Here is a 14286-nt window from a genome sequence, read left to right as displayed (position 1 = left end):
GCTCAGTTCCCCTGCCCTTGTAGAAAGTCTTCGTCTTTGATGCGGTATTCGGCGCTGCGCGCGTGAGCGCTCAGCGACTCGCCACGGGCCAGAACCGATGCGGTTTTACCCAACTCGGAAGCACCGGCCTCAGAGCAGAAGATGATCGACGAACGCTTCTGGAAGTCGTACACACCCAGCGGCGACGAAAACCGCGCAGTGCCAGAAGTCGGCAACACGTGGTTCGGGCCTGCGCAGTAATCGCCCAGCGCTTCGGAGGTGTGACGGCCCATGAAGATCGCGCCGGCGTGGCGGATCTGCGGCAGCCAGGCCTGGGGGTCAGCGACCGATAGTTCCAAGTGTTCTGGGGCGATGCGGTTGGCGACTTCGATGGCTTGCGCCATGTCTTTCACGTGAATCAGCGCACCACGGCCATTGATCGAAGTTTCGATGATGGTCGCGCGATCCATGGTCGGCAGCAGTTTGTCGATGCTGGCGGCAACCTTGTCGAGGAATTCGGCGTCCGGGCTGACCAGAATCGCCTGGGCGTCTTCGTCGTGCTCGGCTTGCGAGAACAGGTCCATGGCGATCCAGTCCGGATCGGTCTGACCGTCGCACACCACGAGAATTTCCGAAGGACCGGCGATCATGTCGATGCCGACTTGACCGAATACGTGGCGTTTGGCCGTGGCGACATAGATGTTGCCCGGGCCGACGACTTTGTCGACTTGCGGGACGCTTTCGGTGCCGTAAGCCAGAGCCGCAACCGCTTGTGCGCCACCGATGGTGAACACCCGGTCAACGCCAGCGATGCACGCCGCCGCCAGCACCAGTTCGTTGATTTCACCGCGCGGGGTCGGCACGACCATGACCACTTCGGTCACACCGGCGACCTTGGCCGGAATCGCGTTCATCAATACCGACGACGGGTACGAGGCCTTGCCGCCCGGCACATACAGACCGGCGCGATCCAGCGGCGTGACCTTCTGGCCCAGCACGGTGCCGTCGGCCTCGGTGTAGCTCCAGGAATCCTGTTTCTGCTTTTCGTGGTAGCTGCGCACGCGGGCCGCGGCTTTTTCCAGTGCTTCGCGCTGTGCCACGGTAATGCGCGTCAGCGCCAGTTCGAGACGCTCGCGCGGCAGGATCAGGTCGGCCATCGACGCCACTTCGAGGCCGTCGAATTTCTGGGTGAACTCGACCAGCGCCGCGTCACCGCGCTCGCGCACAGCCTTGATGATGTCCAGCACCCGCTGATTGACCGAGTCGTCAGACACACTTTCCCAGCTCAGCAGATGATCCAGATGATGCGCGAAATCCGGGTCAGCAGCGTTGAGTCGGCGAATTGCAGTCGTTGCGGTCATAGCGAGAGCCTCATAGGAATGGCAAAAACTCAGGCGCCCTAACTTAGCAGTCGTTTCCGCTTGGGCACCTGAGATTCTGGCTATGAGGCGGATAGACGGGCGCGACTTAACGTCGCGCAGGTGAATCAGCCGCGGTGTCGCGATTCCACTGCGTTGCGCAGGGTATCGATCAACGCCTGGATTCGGGCGTGTTGCATTTTCATCGAAGCCTTGTTGACCACCAGGCGCGAGCTGATCGTGGCGATCAATTCCTGAGGTTCCAGGCCGTTGGCGCGCAGGGTGTTGCCGGTGTCGACCACGTCGATGATCTTGTCAGCGAGACCGATCAGCGGTGCCAGTTCCATCGAACCGTACAGTTTGATGATGTCGACCTGACGGCCCTGCTCCGCGTAGTAACGCTTGGCAACGTTGACGAACTTGGTCGCCACGCGCAGACGGCCCTTGGGCTCCGGCGCGCCGATCTTGCCGGCGGTCATCAGTTTGCACTGGGCAATCTGCAGATCCAATGGCTCGTACAAGCCTTGGCCGGTGTATTCCATCAGCACGTCTTTACCGGCCACGCCCAAATCGGCCGCGCCATGCTCGACATAGGTCGGCACATCGGTGGCACGTACGATCAGCAGACGAACATCGTCCTGAGTCGTGGGGATGATCAGCTTGCGGCTCTTGTCCGGATTCTCGGTCGGCACGATGCCCGCTTCGGCGAGAAGCGGCAGGGTGTCGTCAAGGATGCGGCCCTTGGACAGTGCGATGGTCAACATGGGAAACGTCAGTCCTTATCAAGGTACTCATGTCCGGTCGCAATCGGCGCCGGACACACATCGAGCCGGAAACCGGCTCGACTCTTAAACTCAGTGGACACGTCCCTGTGTCCCAATGCAGCAATCAGCCCGGAACGCGACGGATCTTGGCGCCCAGCATCTGCAGTTTTTCTTCGATGCACTCGTAACCACGGTCTATGTGGTAGATGCGATCGATCAGCGTGTCGCCTTCGGCAACCAGCGCCGAGATCACCAGGCTGGCCGAAGCACGCAGGTCGGTGGCCATCACTGGCGCGCCCTTGAGGACTTCAGTACCGGTGACGATGGCCGTGTTGCCTTCGACCTGGATCTTGGCGCCCATGCGGTGCAGTTCGTATACGTGCATGAAGCGGTTTTCGAAGATCGTCTCGATCACCGCACCCGTGCCTTCGGCAATGGCGTTGAGCGAGATGAACTGCGCCTGCATGTCAGTCGGGAACGCAGGGTACGGCGCGGTGCGCACGTTGACTGCTTTCGGACGCTTGCCGTGCATGTTCAGCTCGATCCAGTCTTCACCGGTGGTGATTTCTGCGCCTGCTTCACGAAGTTTTTCCAGAACGGCTTCGAGGATGGTCGGATCGGTGTCCTTGACCTTGACGCGGCCACCGGTGACGGCAGCAGCCACCAGGTAGGTGCCGGTTTCGATACGGTCAGGCATGACCTTATAGAAAGCCGAACCCAGACGCTCTACGCCATCGATGGTGATGGTGTCGGTGCCAGCGCCGGAAACCTTGGCGCCCATGGCGTTGAGGAAGTTGGCCAGGTCGACCACTTCAGGCTCGCGAGCGGCGTTCTGCAGCACGCTACGGCCTTTGGCCAGCGCAGCAGCCATCATGATGTTCTCGGTACCGGTCACACTGACGGTATCGAAGAAAAAGTGTGCACCGCGCAGGCCGCCTTCAGGCGCCTTGGCCTTGATGTAGCCGCCTTCGACGTCGATGACCGCGCCCATGGCTTCAAGACCACGGATGTGCAGGTCAACCGGACGCGAACCGATGGCGCAACCGCCAGGCAGTGCAACTTCGGCTTCACCGAAACGGGCAACCATCGGGCCCAGTACCAGAATCGACGCACGCATGGTTTTCACCAGTTCGTACGGGGCGATCAGGGTCTTGATGGTGCGCGGATCGATTTCGACGCTAAGCTTCTCGTCGATCACCGGCTCGATGCCCATGCGACCGAACAGCTCGATCATGGTGGTGATGTCGTGCAGGTGCGGCAGGTTGCCAACGGTCACGGGGCCATCGCACAGCAGGGTGGCGGCCAGGATCGGCAGGGCGGAGTTTTTTGCGCCGGAAATGCGGATCTCGCCATCAAGACGAGCGCCACCGGTAATAATCAATTTATCCATAAGAATCTCGACGCCCTTAGGCTCAGGTGCGCTCGGCCCAGGCCGCGCTGCTGAAAAATTTCATAGTGACCGCGTGGATGCTGCCATCGGTGATCCACGGGTTCAAATGGGCATAGACCTGCTGCTGACGCTTCACCGGGCTCAACGCCGCCAGTTCATCGCTAATCACGTTCAGCTGGAAATTGCAGCCTTCGCCCTCAACTTCTACCAACGTTCCGGGCAGCTTTCCTTCAAGGAAGCTCTTCACTTCTACGGCCTGCATGCTCAACCTCAATCGGCGCCCTGTGCGCACGGGTCGGACATCATACAAAAAAGCCCCGCGCCTGCGAACCCCGCATGGCAGGACTCTGACGGGGGGCTTCTTTATAGATGTGGGTTCAGGGGTGCGCCAACAGTTCGGTCAGCTCACTGACCTGAGCGATTTCGCGCATATCTTCGGGCATCGCACGAATGCTCACAGCCTTGCCGGCCGCTTTGGCATCGCGCATGAAGCACAGCAGCAACGACAAGCCGACGCTGCTGGACTTCTTCACCGCCGAGCAATCGATGACCAGCGTTGCCGCCTTGCTCGACTTGATCAATGCCTGGCCTTCCTTGCGCAAGTCCGGGCCGGTGCGGTAATCCAGCACTCCGCTGAGCAGAAGCTCGTCGACATCACTCATACGAACTGCGGCCTCACTCATTGTGCTGGTTTCTCGGCAGCTTTCTCGGTGGTTTCCTTGGCCTTGGCCACTTCACCCGCCCAGTTGTCGATGGTCTTGTCCAGATCATTGCCATTGCGCTGCATCGCGTCGGCGAACTGATCACGGAACAGTTTGCCAATGTTGATACCGTTGATGATCACGTTGCGCAGTTTCCACTCGCCGTTGATCTTCTCCAGCGTGTACTGCACAGGATAGATCGCGCCGCTACTGCCTTTGACGGTCATGTTGACGCTGGTGCGGTCGCCCGACTCATCCTTGGCAGGATCAACGGTGATGCCCTGGTTGTTGTACTCAAGCAGGGCGTTGCCGTAGAACTGAAACAGGCCGCGCTTGAAGTTTTCCTGGAACCGCTGCATCTGCGCCGGCGTAGCCTTGCGCGAATACTTGACGGTCATGATGCTCTTGGAGATGCCCTCGGCATCCACAACCGGTCCTACGATGCTGTTGAGCGCCGCGTAGAAATCAGTCGGATCCTGCTTGTACTTTTCTTTGTTGGCTGCCAGATCGGCCAGCATCCGGTTCGTGGTGTCCTGAACCAGATCGTGCGCGGATTGCCCAGGAGCAGCGTTAGCCATCATCGGCAGTGTCGCGAGCAACACCAACAGGCCACGTCGCAAGATAGAGATCATTCAAAAGCTCCTCATTTGGCGTCTTTGCTAACGGTATTGAGCAGGAATTTACCAATCAGGTCTTCCAGTACCAGAGACGACTGCGTGTCGTGAATGGTTCCACCATCCTTCAACGGTTTGTCTTCCCCGCCGACGCTGATACCGATGTACTTCTCACCCAACAGGCCAGCGGTCAGGATAGACGCTGTGGAGTCGGTCGGCAGGTTGTCGACCTTTTTATCCACTTGCAGGGTTACCCGACCGGTGAAGCTGTCGCGATCCAGATCGATAGCCGTGACCTTGCCGATGGTCACACCGGCCATGGTCACTTTGGCTCTGACCGTCAAACCGGCGATATTGTCGAAATACGCATAAAGTTTATAGGTGTCGGTGGTCGAAGTCGGAGACAGGCCACTAACCCGCAAAGCAAGCAGCAGCAAAGCCAGGATCCCTGCCAGCAGGAACAGGCCGACACCGATTTCCAGGGTGCGGTTTTGCATCAGAAATCTCCAAACATCAAAGCGGTCAGAATAAAGTCCAGGCCGAGCACTGCCAGCGAAGCAAATACCACGGTCTTGGTAGTGGCGCGACTGATGCCCTCGGAAGTGGGCTCACAGTCATAGCCTTGGAATACGGCGATCCAGGTGACGACAAAGGCGAAAACGATACTTTTGATGACGCCGTTGAGCACGTCACTGGTGAAGTTCACGCTGTTCTGCATGTTCGCCCAGTAGGAACCTTCATACACGCCCAGCCAGTCGACAGCCACCCACGAACCGCCCCAGATACCCACCACGCTGAAAATCATCGCCAGCACCGGCAGGGAAATGAAGCCGGCCCACAGGCGCGGGGCAATGATGTACTTGAGCGGGTCGACACCGATCATTTCCAGACTGGAAAGCTGCTCGGTGGACTTCATGTTGCCGATTTCCGCAGTCAGCGCCGAACCGGCACGTCCGGCGAACAACAGCGCCGTCACGACCGGGCCGAGTTCACGCAGCAAGGTCAAGGCAACCATCTGCCCCACGGCTTGCTCCGAACCGTAGCTCGACAGAATGCTGAAGCCCTGCAGCGCGAGGACCATGCCGATGAAAATGCCGGAAACGACAATGATCACCAACGACATCACGCCGACCGAATGCAGCTGTTTGACCAACAGACCAAAACCGCCGCTGATACCGCCGCGCCCCAGCAAGGCATGAAACAGGAACAGCGTGGCACGACCAAACACCGCAATGGCATCGATCGCCGCTTCGCCGAACCGGCGAACGCGTTCTATCAATGAAATTCTGCGCATCAGCGCTTCCCCAGAAGATCTGCGCGGTAATCCGTCGCTGGAAAATGGTACGGCACCGGGCCATCGGGATTACCGGTCATGAATTGACGAATACGCGGCTCATCCGAATTCATCAATTCGTCCGGCGTGCCCTGCCCCAATACCTGACCATCACCCACTACATAGATGTAGTCGGCGATGCTTGCGGTTTCGGCCAGATCGTGGGAGACCACGATACTGGTGATCCCGAGCGCATCATTGAGCAGACGTATCAGGCGCACCAACACGCCCATGGCGATCGGATCCTGACCGACGAACGGTTCGTCGTACATGAGAATCTGCGGGTCGAGCGCAATGGCCCGTGCCAGCGCGACACGACGTTTCATGCCGCCGGACAGCTCATCGGGCATCAGCTCGATAGCACCGCGCAAACCGACCGCCTGCAATTTGAGCAGGACGATGTCGCGGATCATTTCTTCCGGCAACTCGGTATGAACGCGCAGGGGAAAAGCAACGTTCTCGAAGACATCGAGATCGGTAAACAGCGCGCCGCTCTGAAACAGCACGCCCATGTGCTTGCGCGCATCGAACAAATCACTGCGCGACAACTGCGGCAGGTTCTGACCGTTGACCCAGACTTCGCCGCTGGTGGGACGCAATTGTGCGCCCATCAACCGCAGCAGCGTGGTCTTGCCACACCCGGAAGGCCCCATGATGCCGGTGACCTTGCCGCGCGGGATGCGAATATCGACGTTATTGAAAATGCTGCGCGCACCGCGCTTGAAGGAGACTCCCTTCAGCTCGACCGCGTAGGCGTTATCGGCACTCATCTAAACTCCTTGCGATGCAGCCTCTCACTCGGACGCCTGGCTTTCTTCTGAAAGCACCTACATCCCGGGCAGGCCGAACTGGCGGCGAACTATATCACTGCTAAGGCCGAGCGCCCAAGCATGAACCCTGCCGTAATCAGCGACGCGACAGGGCCGCAGCCACTTTTAAGGGGTTTTGGTAACGAGTAATGACAAAGCACGACGAACTTGCGTGAGGCTTTGCAACATAACCGCTATAATCGCCGCCTTTTCATCGGGCTATACGATTTCAGACATGAGCCAAACCAGCGACCTGATTCAATCGGCACAACGCACCATCCGCCTCGAAGTGGAAGCCGTACAAGGCTTATTGCCCCATATCGACGCCGATTTCGTACGCGCTTGCGAGTTGATTCTGGCCAGCAAAGGCCGCGTGGTCGTGGTCGGGATGGGCAAGTCCGGGCATATCGGCAACAAGATTGCCGCGACCCTGGCCAGCACCGGCACCCCTGCTTTTTTTGTCCACCCGGCTGAGGCCAGCCACGGTGACATGGGCATGATTACCCGCGATGACGTGATCCTGGCCTTGTCGAACTCCGGTTCGACCAACGAAATCGTGACCCTGCTGCCGTTGATCAAACGCTTGGGCATCCAGTTGATCAGCGTCACCGGCAACCCACAATCGCCACTGGCCAAGGCTGCCGAGGTCAACCTCAACGTTCACGTCGAGCATGAAGCCTGCCCGCTGAATCTGGCGCCGACGTCCTCGACTACCGCAGCCCTGGTCATGGGCGACGCCTTGGCGGTTGCCCTGCTCGAAGCGCGCGGTTTTACGGCAGAAGATTTCGCTTTCTCGCATCCGGGCGGCGCATTGGGTCGTCGACTGCTGCTGAAAGTGGAAAACGTTATGCACGCCGGCGCGGAATTGCCGCAGGTGCAGCGCGGCACGCTGCTCAAGGACGCACTCATGGAAATGACCCGCAAGGGTCTGGGCATGACCGTGATTCTCGAAGCCGATGGCAAACTGGCCGGGATCTTCACCGACGGTGATTTGCGCCGCACGCTGGATCGCAGCATCGACATCCGCAGCGCCACCATCGATCAGGTGATGACCGCACACGGCAAGACTGCACGGCCCGAGATGCTCGCCGCCGAAGCCCTGAAAATCATGGAAGATCATCGAATCAACGCGTTGGTAGTCGTCGATGAGGAGGATCGCCCGATCGGCGCCTTCAACCTCTCCGATCTACTGCGCGCAGGAGTCATGTAATGAGCAACGATCTGCTGCAACGCGGCAAAGCGATCAAACTGGCGGTTTTCGACGTCGATGGCGTCCTGACCGATGGCCGTTTGTACTTCCTCGAAGACGGTAGCGAATTCAAGACCTTCAACACCCTCGACGGCCAAGGCATCAAAATGTTGATGAATGCCGGCGTACAAACAGCCATTATCAGCGGTCGCAAGACCCCGGTGGTCGAACGCCGCGCCAAAAACCTCGGCATCCCGCACCTGTTTCAGGGGCGTGAAGACAAATTGGTGGTGCTCGACGGCTTGCTCGCACAACTGGGCCTAAGCTATGAAGAAGTCGCCTACCTGGGTGACGACCTGCCTGACCTGCCGGTGATCCGCCGCGTCGGCCTGGGCATGGCGGTTGCCAACGCTGCCGACTTCGTCCGCGAACACGCCCACGGCGTTACCCGCGCCCGTGGCGGCGAAGGTGCCGCCCGCGAATTCTGCGAATTGATCCTGCGCGCCCAAGGCAGCCTCGATGCCGCCAACGCTGCGTACCTGTGAGCCAAACCATGTTTAGCAAAAAATTTCGTAACTTTCTGTTGTTCGGCTGCATCGCGGCGATTTTCGCCGCCGTCGGCTACTGGAACATCAGTCCGGAGCGCTTCCTCGACAAGCCTCCGACCGCATCGGTAGATAACCCTATCGACTGGTATGCAACCAACACTCATACCCTGCAATACCTGCCGGACGGCAAGGTGCAGTATGAAATGACGTCGGACAAGGCTGAACACGTCAAGGCCACCGATATCACCCTGGTCACCAAACCCGACCTGAACATGTACCGCGGCACGGATTTTCCGTGGCACGTGACCAGTGAGCGCGGCGAAGTGAACTCCGGCGGCACCCAGGTTGAATTGATCGATTCGGTACGCATCAAACGTACCGATGAAAAGAACCGCGATCTGCTGGTCACCTCCACTCGCATGACAGTGTTCCCGCAGGAGCAATATGCGCAGACCGAGCAACCCGTTAGAATCGACGGCGCCGGCGGTGTATCGACTGGCGTTGGAATGAAAGCGTACCTGAAGGAAAGCAGGATACACCTGCTATCGAACGTAAGAGGACAGTATGAGGCTCGTTAAAACCCTCCCTATTTTGCTCAGTCTGGGCGCAGCACTGGGAAGCGTGAGCGCCTGGGCTCTGCCGAACGATCAGCAGCAACCTATCCGCATTCAGGCCGACGACGCCCAACTGGACGACAAGAACGGCATCGCCACCTATAAAGGTGATGTGATCATCACCCAGGGTTCGATGATCGTTAAAGGCAACACGGTGACCATCACCCGCACACCGGCCGGCGATATCGACGTGGTGACTTCGGTGGGCAACCTTGCTTACTTTGAGCAATTGCAAACTCAAGGTGACACCAAGCCCGTGCAGGGCTGGGGCGTGACGATCCAGTACCACGCCGCACAAAACCGCGTCGTACTGATCGACAAGGCCAAGGTGGTCGACAAGGACAACAACACGACTCAGGGCGAGAAAATCGTCTATGACACCGTGAAGAAACTGGCCAGCGCCGGTCGCGCTACCGGCAGCAAAGTCACCGAGGCGCGTCCGCGCATCGACATGGTGATCCAGCCGAAGAAGAAAACCGACGAGAAACCCCAGTAATGGCAACTCTGAAAGCTCAGCACCTGGCCAAGGCCTACAAAAGCCGCCAGGTCGTGCGTGACGTCAGCCTGTCGATCGACAGCGGCCAGATCGTCGGCCTGCTCGGCCCCAACGGCGCCGGCAAGACCACGTGCTTCTACATGATCGTTGGCCTGGTGCAGGCCGATCAGGGCCGCGTACTGATCGATGACCTGGACGTCAGCCATCAGCCAATGCACGGTCGTGCCAAAGCTGGTATCGGCTATCTGCCGCAAGAAGCGTCGATCTTCCGCAAACTCTCAGTGGCCGACAACATCATGGCGATCCTCGAGACCCGCCAGGAACTCGACAAGGCTGGCCGCCGCAAGGAGCTGGAAAGCCTGCTGCAGGAATTCCACATCAGCCACATCCGCGACAACCTCGGCATGAGCTTGTCCGGTGGTGAACGCCGCCGGGTGGAAATCGCCCGTGCGCTGGCGACTGCACCGAAATTCATCCTGCTCGACGAACCGTTCGCCGGTGTCGACCCGATTTCGGTCGGCGACATCAAGCAGATCATCCATCACCTCAAAGCCAAAGGCATCGGTGTACTGATCACCGACCACAACGTGCGTGAGACGCTGGATATCTGCGAAACCGCTTACATCGTCAACGACGGTCAATTGATCGCCGAAGGTGACGCGGAAACCATCCTGGCCAACGATCTGGTCAAGGAAGTCTATCTGGGTCACGAGTTCCGCCTGTAAGCGCGACAGCATCCTGGTGATTAGCGAGGGTGCTGTATCGATGAAGCAGCTTTTTATACGCTTTAATTGTTACAGCGCTCTAGGCAAACACTTCAGTTTCAGGCATATAATTTGCTTAAGTTTGGCGCTTCGGCGCCCTGTAGTGGATGGCGCATAGCGCCGGCGAATAAGGTGTTAAGCCCCTGCCATGAAACCATCGCTAGTCTTGAGAATGGGCCAGCAGCTGACGATGACACCGCAGCTGCAACAGGCCATCCGCCTGCTCCAATTGTCGACCCTGGATCTGCAACAGGAAATCCAGGAGGCTCTGGAGTCCAATCCGATGCTCGAACGCCAGGAAGAAGGCGACGACTTCGACAATTCCGATCCGATGGCCGACAACGTCGAGCAAAAGCCCAACACCGAGATCCAGGAACCCTCCTATCAGGAAACGGCCCCGACGGTAGATAACCTCGAGGACGGCGAATGGAACGAACGCATTCCCAACGAGCTTCCGGTCGACACAGCCTGGGAAGACGTCTATCAGACCAGTGCCAGCAGCCTGCCGAGCAGCGATGATGACGAGTGGGATTTCACCACCCGCACCTCCGCCGGCGAAAGCCTGCAAAGCCACCTGCTGTGGCAACTGAACCTCGCACCGATGTCCGACACCGATCGCCTGATCGCTGTAACCCTGATCGATTGCATCAACAATCAGGGCTACCTCGACGAAACCCTCGAAGAAATTCTTGAAGCGTTCGACCCGGAACTGGACATCGAGCTGGACGAAATCGAAGCCGTCCTGCACCGCATCCAACAGTTTGAACCGGCCGGTATCGGCGCACGCAACCTCGGCGAATGCCTGCTGCTGCAATTGCGCCAGCTGTCGGCCAAGACCCCGTGGCTGGCGGAAGCCAAACGCCTGGTCAGTGACTACATCGACCTGCTTGGCAGCCGCGACTACAGCCAGTTGATGCGTCGCATGAAGCTCAAGGAAGATGAACTGCGCCAGGTCATCGAACTGGTACAGACCCTCAATCCACGACCAGGCTCACAGATCGAATCGACCGAAGCCGAATACGTGGTTCCGGACGTTATCGTGCGCAAGGACAACGAGCGCTGGTTGGTCGAGCTGAACCAGGAGTCGGTGCCCCGCTTGCGGGTCAACGCGCAGTACGCCGGTTTTGTGCGTCGTGCCGACACCAGCGCCGACAACACTTTCATGCGCAATCAGTTGCAGGAAGCGCGCTGGTTCATCAAGAGCCTGCAAAGCCGCAACGAAACCCTGATGAAAGTTGCCACCCAGATCGTCGAGCATCAGCGCGGGTTTCTGGAGTACGGCGACGAAGCGATGAAGCCGCTGGTTCTGCATGACATCGCTGAAGCGGTGGGCATGCATGAGTCGACGATTTCCCGGGTGACCACGCAGAAATTCATGCATACCCCGCGTGGTATATATGAGCTGAAATACTTTTTCTCCAGCCACGTCAGCACCTCCGAAGGCGGCGAATGCTCGTCCACGGCGATCCGCGCGATCATCAAAAAACTCGTTGCAGCGGAAAATCAGAAAAAGCCGTTGAGTGACAGCAAGATCGCTGGTTTACTGGAGGCACAAGGCATTCAGGTGGCTCGCCGCACCGTCGCCAAGTACCGCGAATCCCTCGGGATCGCGCCTTCGAGCGAACGCAAGCGGTTGATGTAAGCCACGTTACAGCGTTCCAGTGGCAGGCTATCCAGCCTGCCGCTTTATGCACTGGCAACGAAGGAGAAGCTGTATGCAAGTCAACATCAGTGGACACCAACTGGAAGTGACCCAACCTCTGCGTTCCTACATCGAGGAAAAACTCCAACGACTGGAGCGCCATTTCGACAAGATCACCAACGTGCAAGTCACGATGTGCGTCGAAAAGCTGAAGCAGAAAATCGAAGCCACCTTGCATATTCCCGGCAGCGAAGTGGTCGCCAACGCAGAAGATACCGACATGTATGCTGCGATCGACTCACTGACCGACAAGCTGGATCGCCAACTCAAAAAGCATAAGGAAAAGACCCAGAGCCTCCTACAGGGCGCGACCGGTCGATAACCCCCCATTCCATGATCCGACTTGAAAGTATCCTGACCCCCGGCCGTTCCCTCGTGAACGTGCCGGGCGGCAGTAAAAAGAAAGCCCTCGAACAAATTGCCAACCTGATCGCCCGGGAAGTCCCGGATCTGGAGATGCAAGATGTCTTCGAGGCTCTGATTGCCCGTGAAAAACTGGGTTCCACCGGTTTTGGCAACGGCATCGCCATTCCTCACTGCCGCCTCAAGGGTTGCCAATCGCCCATCAGTGCGCTGATGCACCTTGAAGCACCTATCGATTTCGACGCCATCGACGGCGCTCCCGTAGATCTGCTGTTTGTATTGCTGGTTCCGGAAGCTGCGACCGATGCGCACCTGGAGTTGCTGCGCCAGATCGCCAGCATGCTGGATCGCAAGGATGTGCGCGATAAATTGCGCAGCGCTTCGAGCAACGAAGCCTTGTATCAGGTTGTTGTGGACGAGCAAAACGGGCAGTAATCATGCGTTTGATCATCGTCAGTGGCCGTTCTGGCTCGGGTAAAAGTACGGCACTGAATGTCCTTGAGGACAACGGTTACTACTGCATCGACAACTTGCCCGCCGGCTTGCTGCCGGAACTGGCCGAGCGTGCATTGATTCACACTGAACTGGCGCAGCCGCTGGTGGCGGTGTCGATTGATGCGCGCAACCTGCCGAGCCATCTGTCCCGTTTCCCCGAACTGCTTGAAGACGCTCGCAGCAAGCATATCCAGTGCGATGTGCTGTACCTGGATGCCGACGAGGAAACCCTGCTCAAGCGTTTTTCCGAGACCCGTCGTCGCCACCCGCTGAGCAATGCCAATCGTTCGCTGGCCGAGGCGATCCATGATGAAACCGCCCTGCTCGGCCCGATTGCCGACCTCGCCGACCTGAAGATCAACACCACCAATCTGAACCTGTATCAACTGCGCGATACAATCAAGTTGCGCCTGCTGAATCAGCCAGAGCCGGGTACAGCGTTTCTGGTCGAATCATTCGGCTTCAAGCGCGGCATGCCGGTCGATGCCGATCTGGTGTTCGATGTGCGCTGCCTGCCCAATCCGTACTGGAAGCCTGAGTTGCGCGAGCAATCCGGTCTTGACGCGCCGGTCGCCGAGTATCTGGCAGCGCAACCTGAAGTCGAAGAGATGTTCCAGGACATCTTCACCTACTTGCACAAGTGGTTGCCGCGCTTCGCCGCCAGCAATCGTGCCTACGTGACCATTGCCATTGGCTGCACCGGCGGGCATCACCGCTCCGTCTACCTGACCGAACGCCTGGGTCAGGCCCTGCAGAAAACCCTGAAGAACGTCCAGGTTCGCCACCGCGACCTCACTTAAAGGATTCACACCGCGATGCCTGCTCTGGAAATCGAAATCATCAACAAACTGGGCCTGCATGCCCGCGCGTCGGCCAAGTTCGTGGGCGTGGCCGGGCAGTATCCGGATTGCAAGATCAGAGTGGGCCGCACACCCGAAACCACGGTCGATGGCAAAAGCATCATGGCGATGATGATGCTCGCCGCAGGCAAGGGCACCAAAATTTATCTGAGCACTGAAGGGCATCAGGAACAGGAAGCGCTGGATGCGCTGGTGGCATTGATCAACAACTACTTCGATGAAGGTGGCTGAGAGCCAAAGTCAAAAGATCGCAGCCTTCGGCAGCTCCTACAGTGAACGCATTCCAATGTAGGAGCTGCCGAAGGCT

The 14286-nt window shown here is 58.5% G+C and carries 19 protein-coding genes; 10 read left to right on the top strand and 9 right to left on the bottom strand.

The window, feature by feature from the left end:
• Nucleotides 1–2: 2 nt before the first annotated feature.
• The 9 genes from hisD to EJA71_RS27115 form a co-directional block, all read right to left on the bottom strand.
• Entirely contained in the window at nucleotides 3–1340 is a 1338-nt protein-coding gene (hisD, locus tag EJA71_RS27155; RefSeq protein WP_158961115.1) for a histidinol dehydrogenase, read from the bottom strand.
• A gap of 125 nt (nucleotides 1341–1465) precedes the next feature.
• Entirely contained in the window at nucleotides 1466–2101 is a 636-nt protein-coding gene (gene hisG, locus EJA71_RS27150) for an ATP phosphoribosyltransferase (RefSeq protein WP_007912384.1), read from the bottom strand.
• A 124-nt stretch (nucleotides 2102–2225) separates the two neighbouring features.
• Entirely contained in the window at nucleotides 2226–3491 is a 1266-nt protein-coding gene (gene murA, locus EJA71_RS27145) for a UDP-N-acetylglucosamine 1-carboxyvinyltransferase (protein WP_158961113.1), read from the bottom strand.
• A gap of 22 nt (nucleotides 3492–3513) precedes the next feature.
• A complete protein-coding gene (locus EJA71_RS27140; RefSeq protein ID WP_008085051.1) occupies nucleotides 3514–3753 on the bottom strand; it encodes a BolA family protein in 240 nt (79 codons plus the stop codon).
• A gap of 115 nt (nucleotides 3754–3868) precedes the next feature.
• Complete coding sequence (locus EJA71_RS27135) at nucleotides 3869–4174, bottom strand: lipid asymmetry maintenance protein MlaB (RefSeq protein WP_158961111.1); 306 nt, start codon at nucleotides 4172–4174, stop codon at nucleotides 3869–3871.
• A complete protein-coding gene (locus EJA71_RS27130) occupies nucleotides 4171–4824 on the bottom strand; it encodes a phospholipid-binding protein MlaC (protein ID WP_158961109.1) in 654 nt (217 codons plus the stop codon). Before EJA71_RS27130 ends, EJA71_RS27135 begins: the two co-directional genes overlap by 4 nt.
• A gap of 11 nt (nucleotides 4825–4835) precedes the next feature.
• A complete protein-coding gene (mlaD, locus tag EJA71_RS27125; protein WP_007912400.1) occupies nucleotides 4836–5303 on the bottom strand; it encodes an outer membrane lipid asymmetry maintenance protein MlaD in 468 nt (155 codons plus the stop codon).
• Complete coding sequence (gene mlaE, locus EJA71_RS27120; protein ID WP_103303113.1) at nucleotides 5303–6100, bottom strand: lipid asymmetry maintenance ABC transporter permease subunit MlaE; 798 nt, start codon at nucleotides 6098–6100, stop codon at nucleotides 5303–5305. The genes mlaD and mlaE overlap by 1 nt, the downstream gene beginning before the upstream one ends.
• Nucleotides 6100–6909 carry an ATP-binding cassette domain-containing protein gene (locus EJA71_RS27115; protein ID WP_158961107.1) on the bottom strand — a complete coding sequence of 270 codons (810 nt, stop codon included), beginning with the start codon at nucleotides 6907–6909 and terminating at the stop codon, nucleotides 6100–6102. Before EJA71_RS27115 ends, mlaE begins: the two co-directional genes overlap by 1 nt.
• Nucleotides 6910–7183: 274 nt before the next feature.
• Here EJA71_RS27115 and EJA71_RS27110 point away from each other — a divergent pair, with 274 nt between their 5' ends.
• From EJA71_RS27110 to EJA71_RS27065, 10 genes are all read left to right on the top strand, one after another.
• Nucleotides 7184–8158 (top strand): KpsF/GutQ family sugar-phosphate isomerase, encoded by a 975-nt coding sequence (locus EJA71_RS27110; RefSeq protein ID WP_158961106.1) that lies wholly within the window; start codon nucleotides 7184–7186, stop codon nucleotides 8156–8158.
• Nucleotides 8158–8682, top strand: coding sequence for an HAD family hydrolase (locus EJA71_RS27105; RefSeq protein WP_158961104.1), 525 nt, complete (start codon nucleotides 8158–8160; stop codon nucleotides 8680–8682). The genes EJA71_RS27110 and EJA71_RS27105 overlap by 1 nt, the downstream gene beginning before the upstream one ends.
• A gap of 8 nt (nucleotides 8683–8690) precedes the next feature.
• A complete protein-coding gene (gene lptC / locus EJA71_RS27100) occupies nucleotides 8691–9263 on the top strand; it encodes an LPS export ABC transporter periplasmic protein LptC (protein ID WP_158961102.1) in 573 nt (190 codons plus the stop codon).
• A complete protein-coding gene (gene lptA / locus EJA71_RS27095) occupies nucleotides 9250–9795 on the top strand; it encodes a lipopolysaccharide transport periplasmic protein LptA (protein WP_158961100.1) in 546 nt (181 codons plus the stop codon). The genes lptC and lptA overlap by 14 nt, the downstream gene beginning before the upstream one ends.
• Nucleotides 9795–10520, top strand: a complete 726-nt coding sequence (gene lptB, locus EJA71_RS27090) for an LPS export ABC transporter ATP-binding protein (RefSeq protein ID WP_008085069.1) — start codon at nucleotides 9795–9797, stop codon at nucleotides 10518–10520. Before lptA ends, lptB begins: the two co-directional genes overlap by 1 nt.
• Before the next feature lie 187 nt (nucleotides 10521–10707).
• Nucleotides 10708–12201: an RNA polymerase factor sigma-54 gene (locus EJA71_RS27085; protein WP_158961098.1), complete on the top strand. Its 1494-nt coding sequence runs from the start codon at nucleotides 10708–10710 to the stop codon at nucleotides 12199–12201.
• A gap of 73 nt (nucleotides 12202–12274) precedes the next feature.
• Complete coding sequence (hpf, locus tag EJA71_RS27080; RefSeq protein WP_007912419.1) at nucleotides 12275–12583, top strand: ribosome hibernation-promoting factor, HPF/YfiA family; 309 nt, start codon at nucleotides 12275–12277, stop codon at nucleotides 12581–12583.
• An 11-nt stretch (nucleotides 12584–12594) separates the two neighbouring features.
• Nucleotides 12595–13059, top strand: a complete 465-nt coding sequence (gene ptsN / locus EJA71_RS27075) for a PTS IIA-like nitrogen regulatory protein PtsN (RefSeq protein ID WP_158961096.1) — start codon at nucleotides 12595–12597, stop codon at nucleotides 13057–13059.
• Between the two features lie 2 nt (nucleotides 13060–13061).
• The gene (rapZ, locus tag EJA71_RS27070; RefSeq protein ID WP_158961094.1) at nucleotides 13062–13919 is read left to right on the top strand and encodes an RNase adapter RapZ; all 858 of its coding nucleotides are present in this window, start codon (nucleotides 13062–13064) and stop codon (nucleotides 13917–13919) included.
• 15 nt (nucleotides 13920–13934) lie between these two features.
• Nucleotides 13935–14210: an HPr family phosphocarrier protein gene (locus EJA71_RS27065; protein WP_158961092.1), complete on the top strand. Its 276-nt coding sequence runs from the start codon at nucleotides 13935–13937 to the stop codon at nucleotides 14208–14210.
• Nucleotides 14211–14286 lie beyond the last annotated feature (76 nt).

This window comes from Pseudomonas sp. PB106 (assembly GCF_009764645.1).
Classification (GTDB): domain Bacteria; phylum Pseudomonadota; class Gammaproteobacteria; order Pseudomonadales; family Pseudomonadaceae; genus Aquipseudomonas.
Note: the sequence above shows the minus strand (reverse complement) of the source record. Positions and strands in the feature narration are given on the sequence as shown.

What these genes read in the sequence shown, in the direction of transcription:
- hisD (WP_158961115.1), bottom strand. Translation starts at nt 1,340, where the DNA reads ATGACCGCAACGACTGCAATTCGCCGACTCAACGCTGCTGACCCGGAT.
- hisG (WP_007912384.1), bottom strand. Translation starts at nt 2,101, where the DNA reads ATGTTGACCATCGCACTGTCCAAGGGCCGCATCCTTGACGACACCCTG.
- murA (WP_158961113.1), bottom strand. Translation starts at nt 3,491, where the DNA reads ATGGATAAATTGATTATTACCGGTGGCGCTCGTCTTGATGGCGAGATC.
- EJA71_RS27140 (WP_008085051.1), bottom strand. Translation starts at nt 3,753, where the DNA reads ATGCAGGCCGTAGAAGTGAAGAGCTTCCTTGAAGGAAAGCTGCCCGGA.
- EJA71_RS27135 (WP_158961111.1), bottom strand. Translation starts at nt 4,174, where the DNA reads ATGAGTGAGGCCGCAGTTCGTATGAGTGATGTCGACGAGCTTCTGCTC.
- EJA71_RS27130 (WP_158961109.1), bottom strand. Translation starts at nt 4,824, where the DNA reads ATGATCTCTATCTTGCGACGTGGCCTGTTGGTGTTGCTCGCGACACTG.
- mlaD (WP_007912400.1), bottom strand. Translation starts at nt 5,303, where the DNA reads ATGCAAAACCGCACCCTGGAAATCGGTGTCGGCCTGTTCCTGCTGGCA.
- mlaE (WP_103303113.1), bottom strand. Translation starts at nt 6,100, where the DNA reads ATGCGCAGAATTTCATTGATAGAACGCGTTCGCCGGTTCGGCGAAGCG.
- EJA71_RS27115 (WP_158961107.1), bottom strand. Translation starts at nt 6,909, where the DNA reads ATGAGTGCCGATAACGCCTACGCGGTCGAGCTGAAGGGAGTCTCCTTC.
- EJA71_RS27110 (WP_158961106.1), top strand. Translation starts at nt 7,184, where the DNA reads ATGAGCCAAACCAGCGACCTGATTCAATCGGCACAACGCACCATCCGC.
- EJA71_RS27105 (WP_158961104.1), top strand. Translation starts at nt 8,158, where the DNA reads ATGAGCAACGATCTGCTGCAACGCGGCAAAGCGATCAAACTGGCGGTT.
- lptC (WP_158961102.1), top strand. Translation starts at nt 8,691, where the DNA reads ATGTTTAGCAAAAAATTTCGTAACTTTCTGTTGTTCGGCTGCATCGCG.
- lptA (WP_158961100.1), top strand. Translation starts at nt 9,250, where the DNA reads ATGAGGCTCGTTAAAACCCTCCCTATTTTGCTCAGTCTGGGCGCAGCA.
- lptB (WP_008085069.1), top strand. Translation starts at nt 9,795, where the DNA reads ATGGCAACTCTGAAAGCTCAGCACCTGGCCAAGGCCTACAAAAGCCGC.
- EJA71_RS27085 (WP_158961098.1), top strand. Translation starts at nt 10,708, where the DNA reads ATGAAACCATCGCTAGTCTTGAGAATGGGCCAGCAGCTGACGATGACA.
- hpf (WP_007912419.1), top strand. Translation starts at nt 12,275, where the DNA reads ATGCAAGTCAACATCAGTGGACACCAACTGGAAGTGACCCAACCTCTG.
- ptsN (WP_158961096.1), top strand. Translation starts at nt 12,595, where the DNA reads ATGATCCGACTTGAAAGTATCCTGACCCCCGGCCGTTCCCTCGTGAAC.
- rapZ (WP_158961094.1), top strand. Translation starts at nt 13,062, where the DNA reads ATGCGTTTGATCATCGTCAGTGGCCGTTCTGGCTCGGGTAAAAGTACG.
- EJA71_RS27065 (WP_158961092.1), top strand. Translation starts at nt 13,935, where the DNA reads ATGCCTGCTCTGGAAATCGAAATCATCAACAAACTGGGCCTGCATGCC.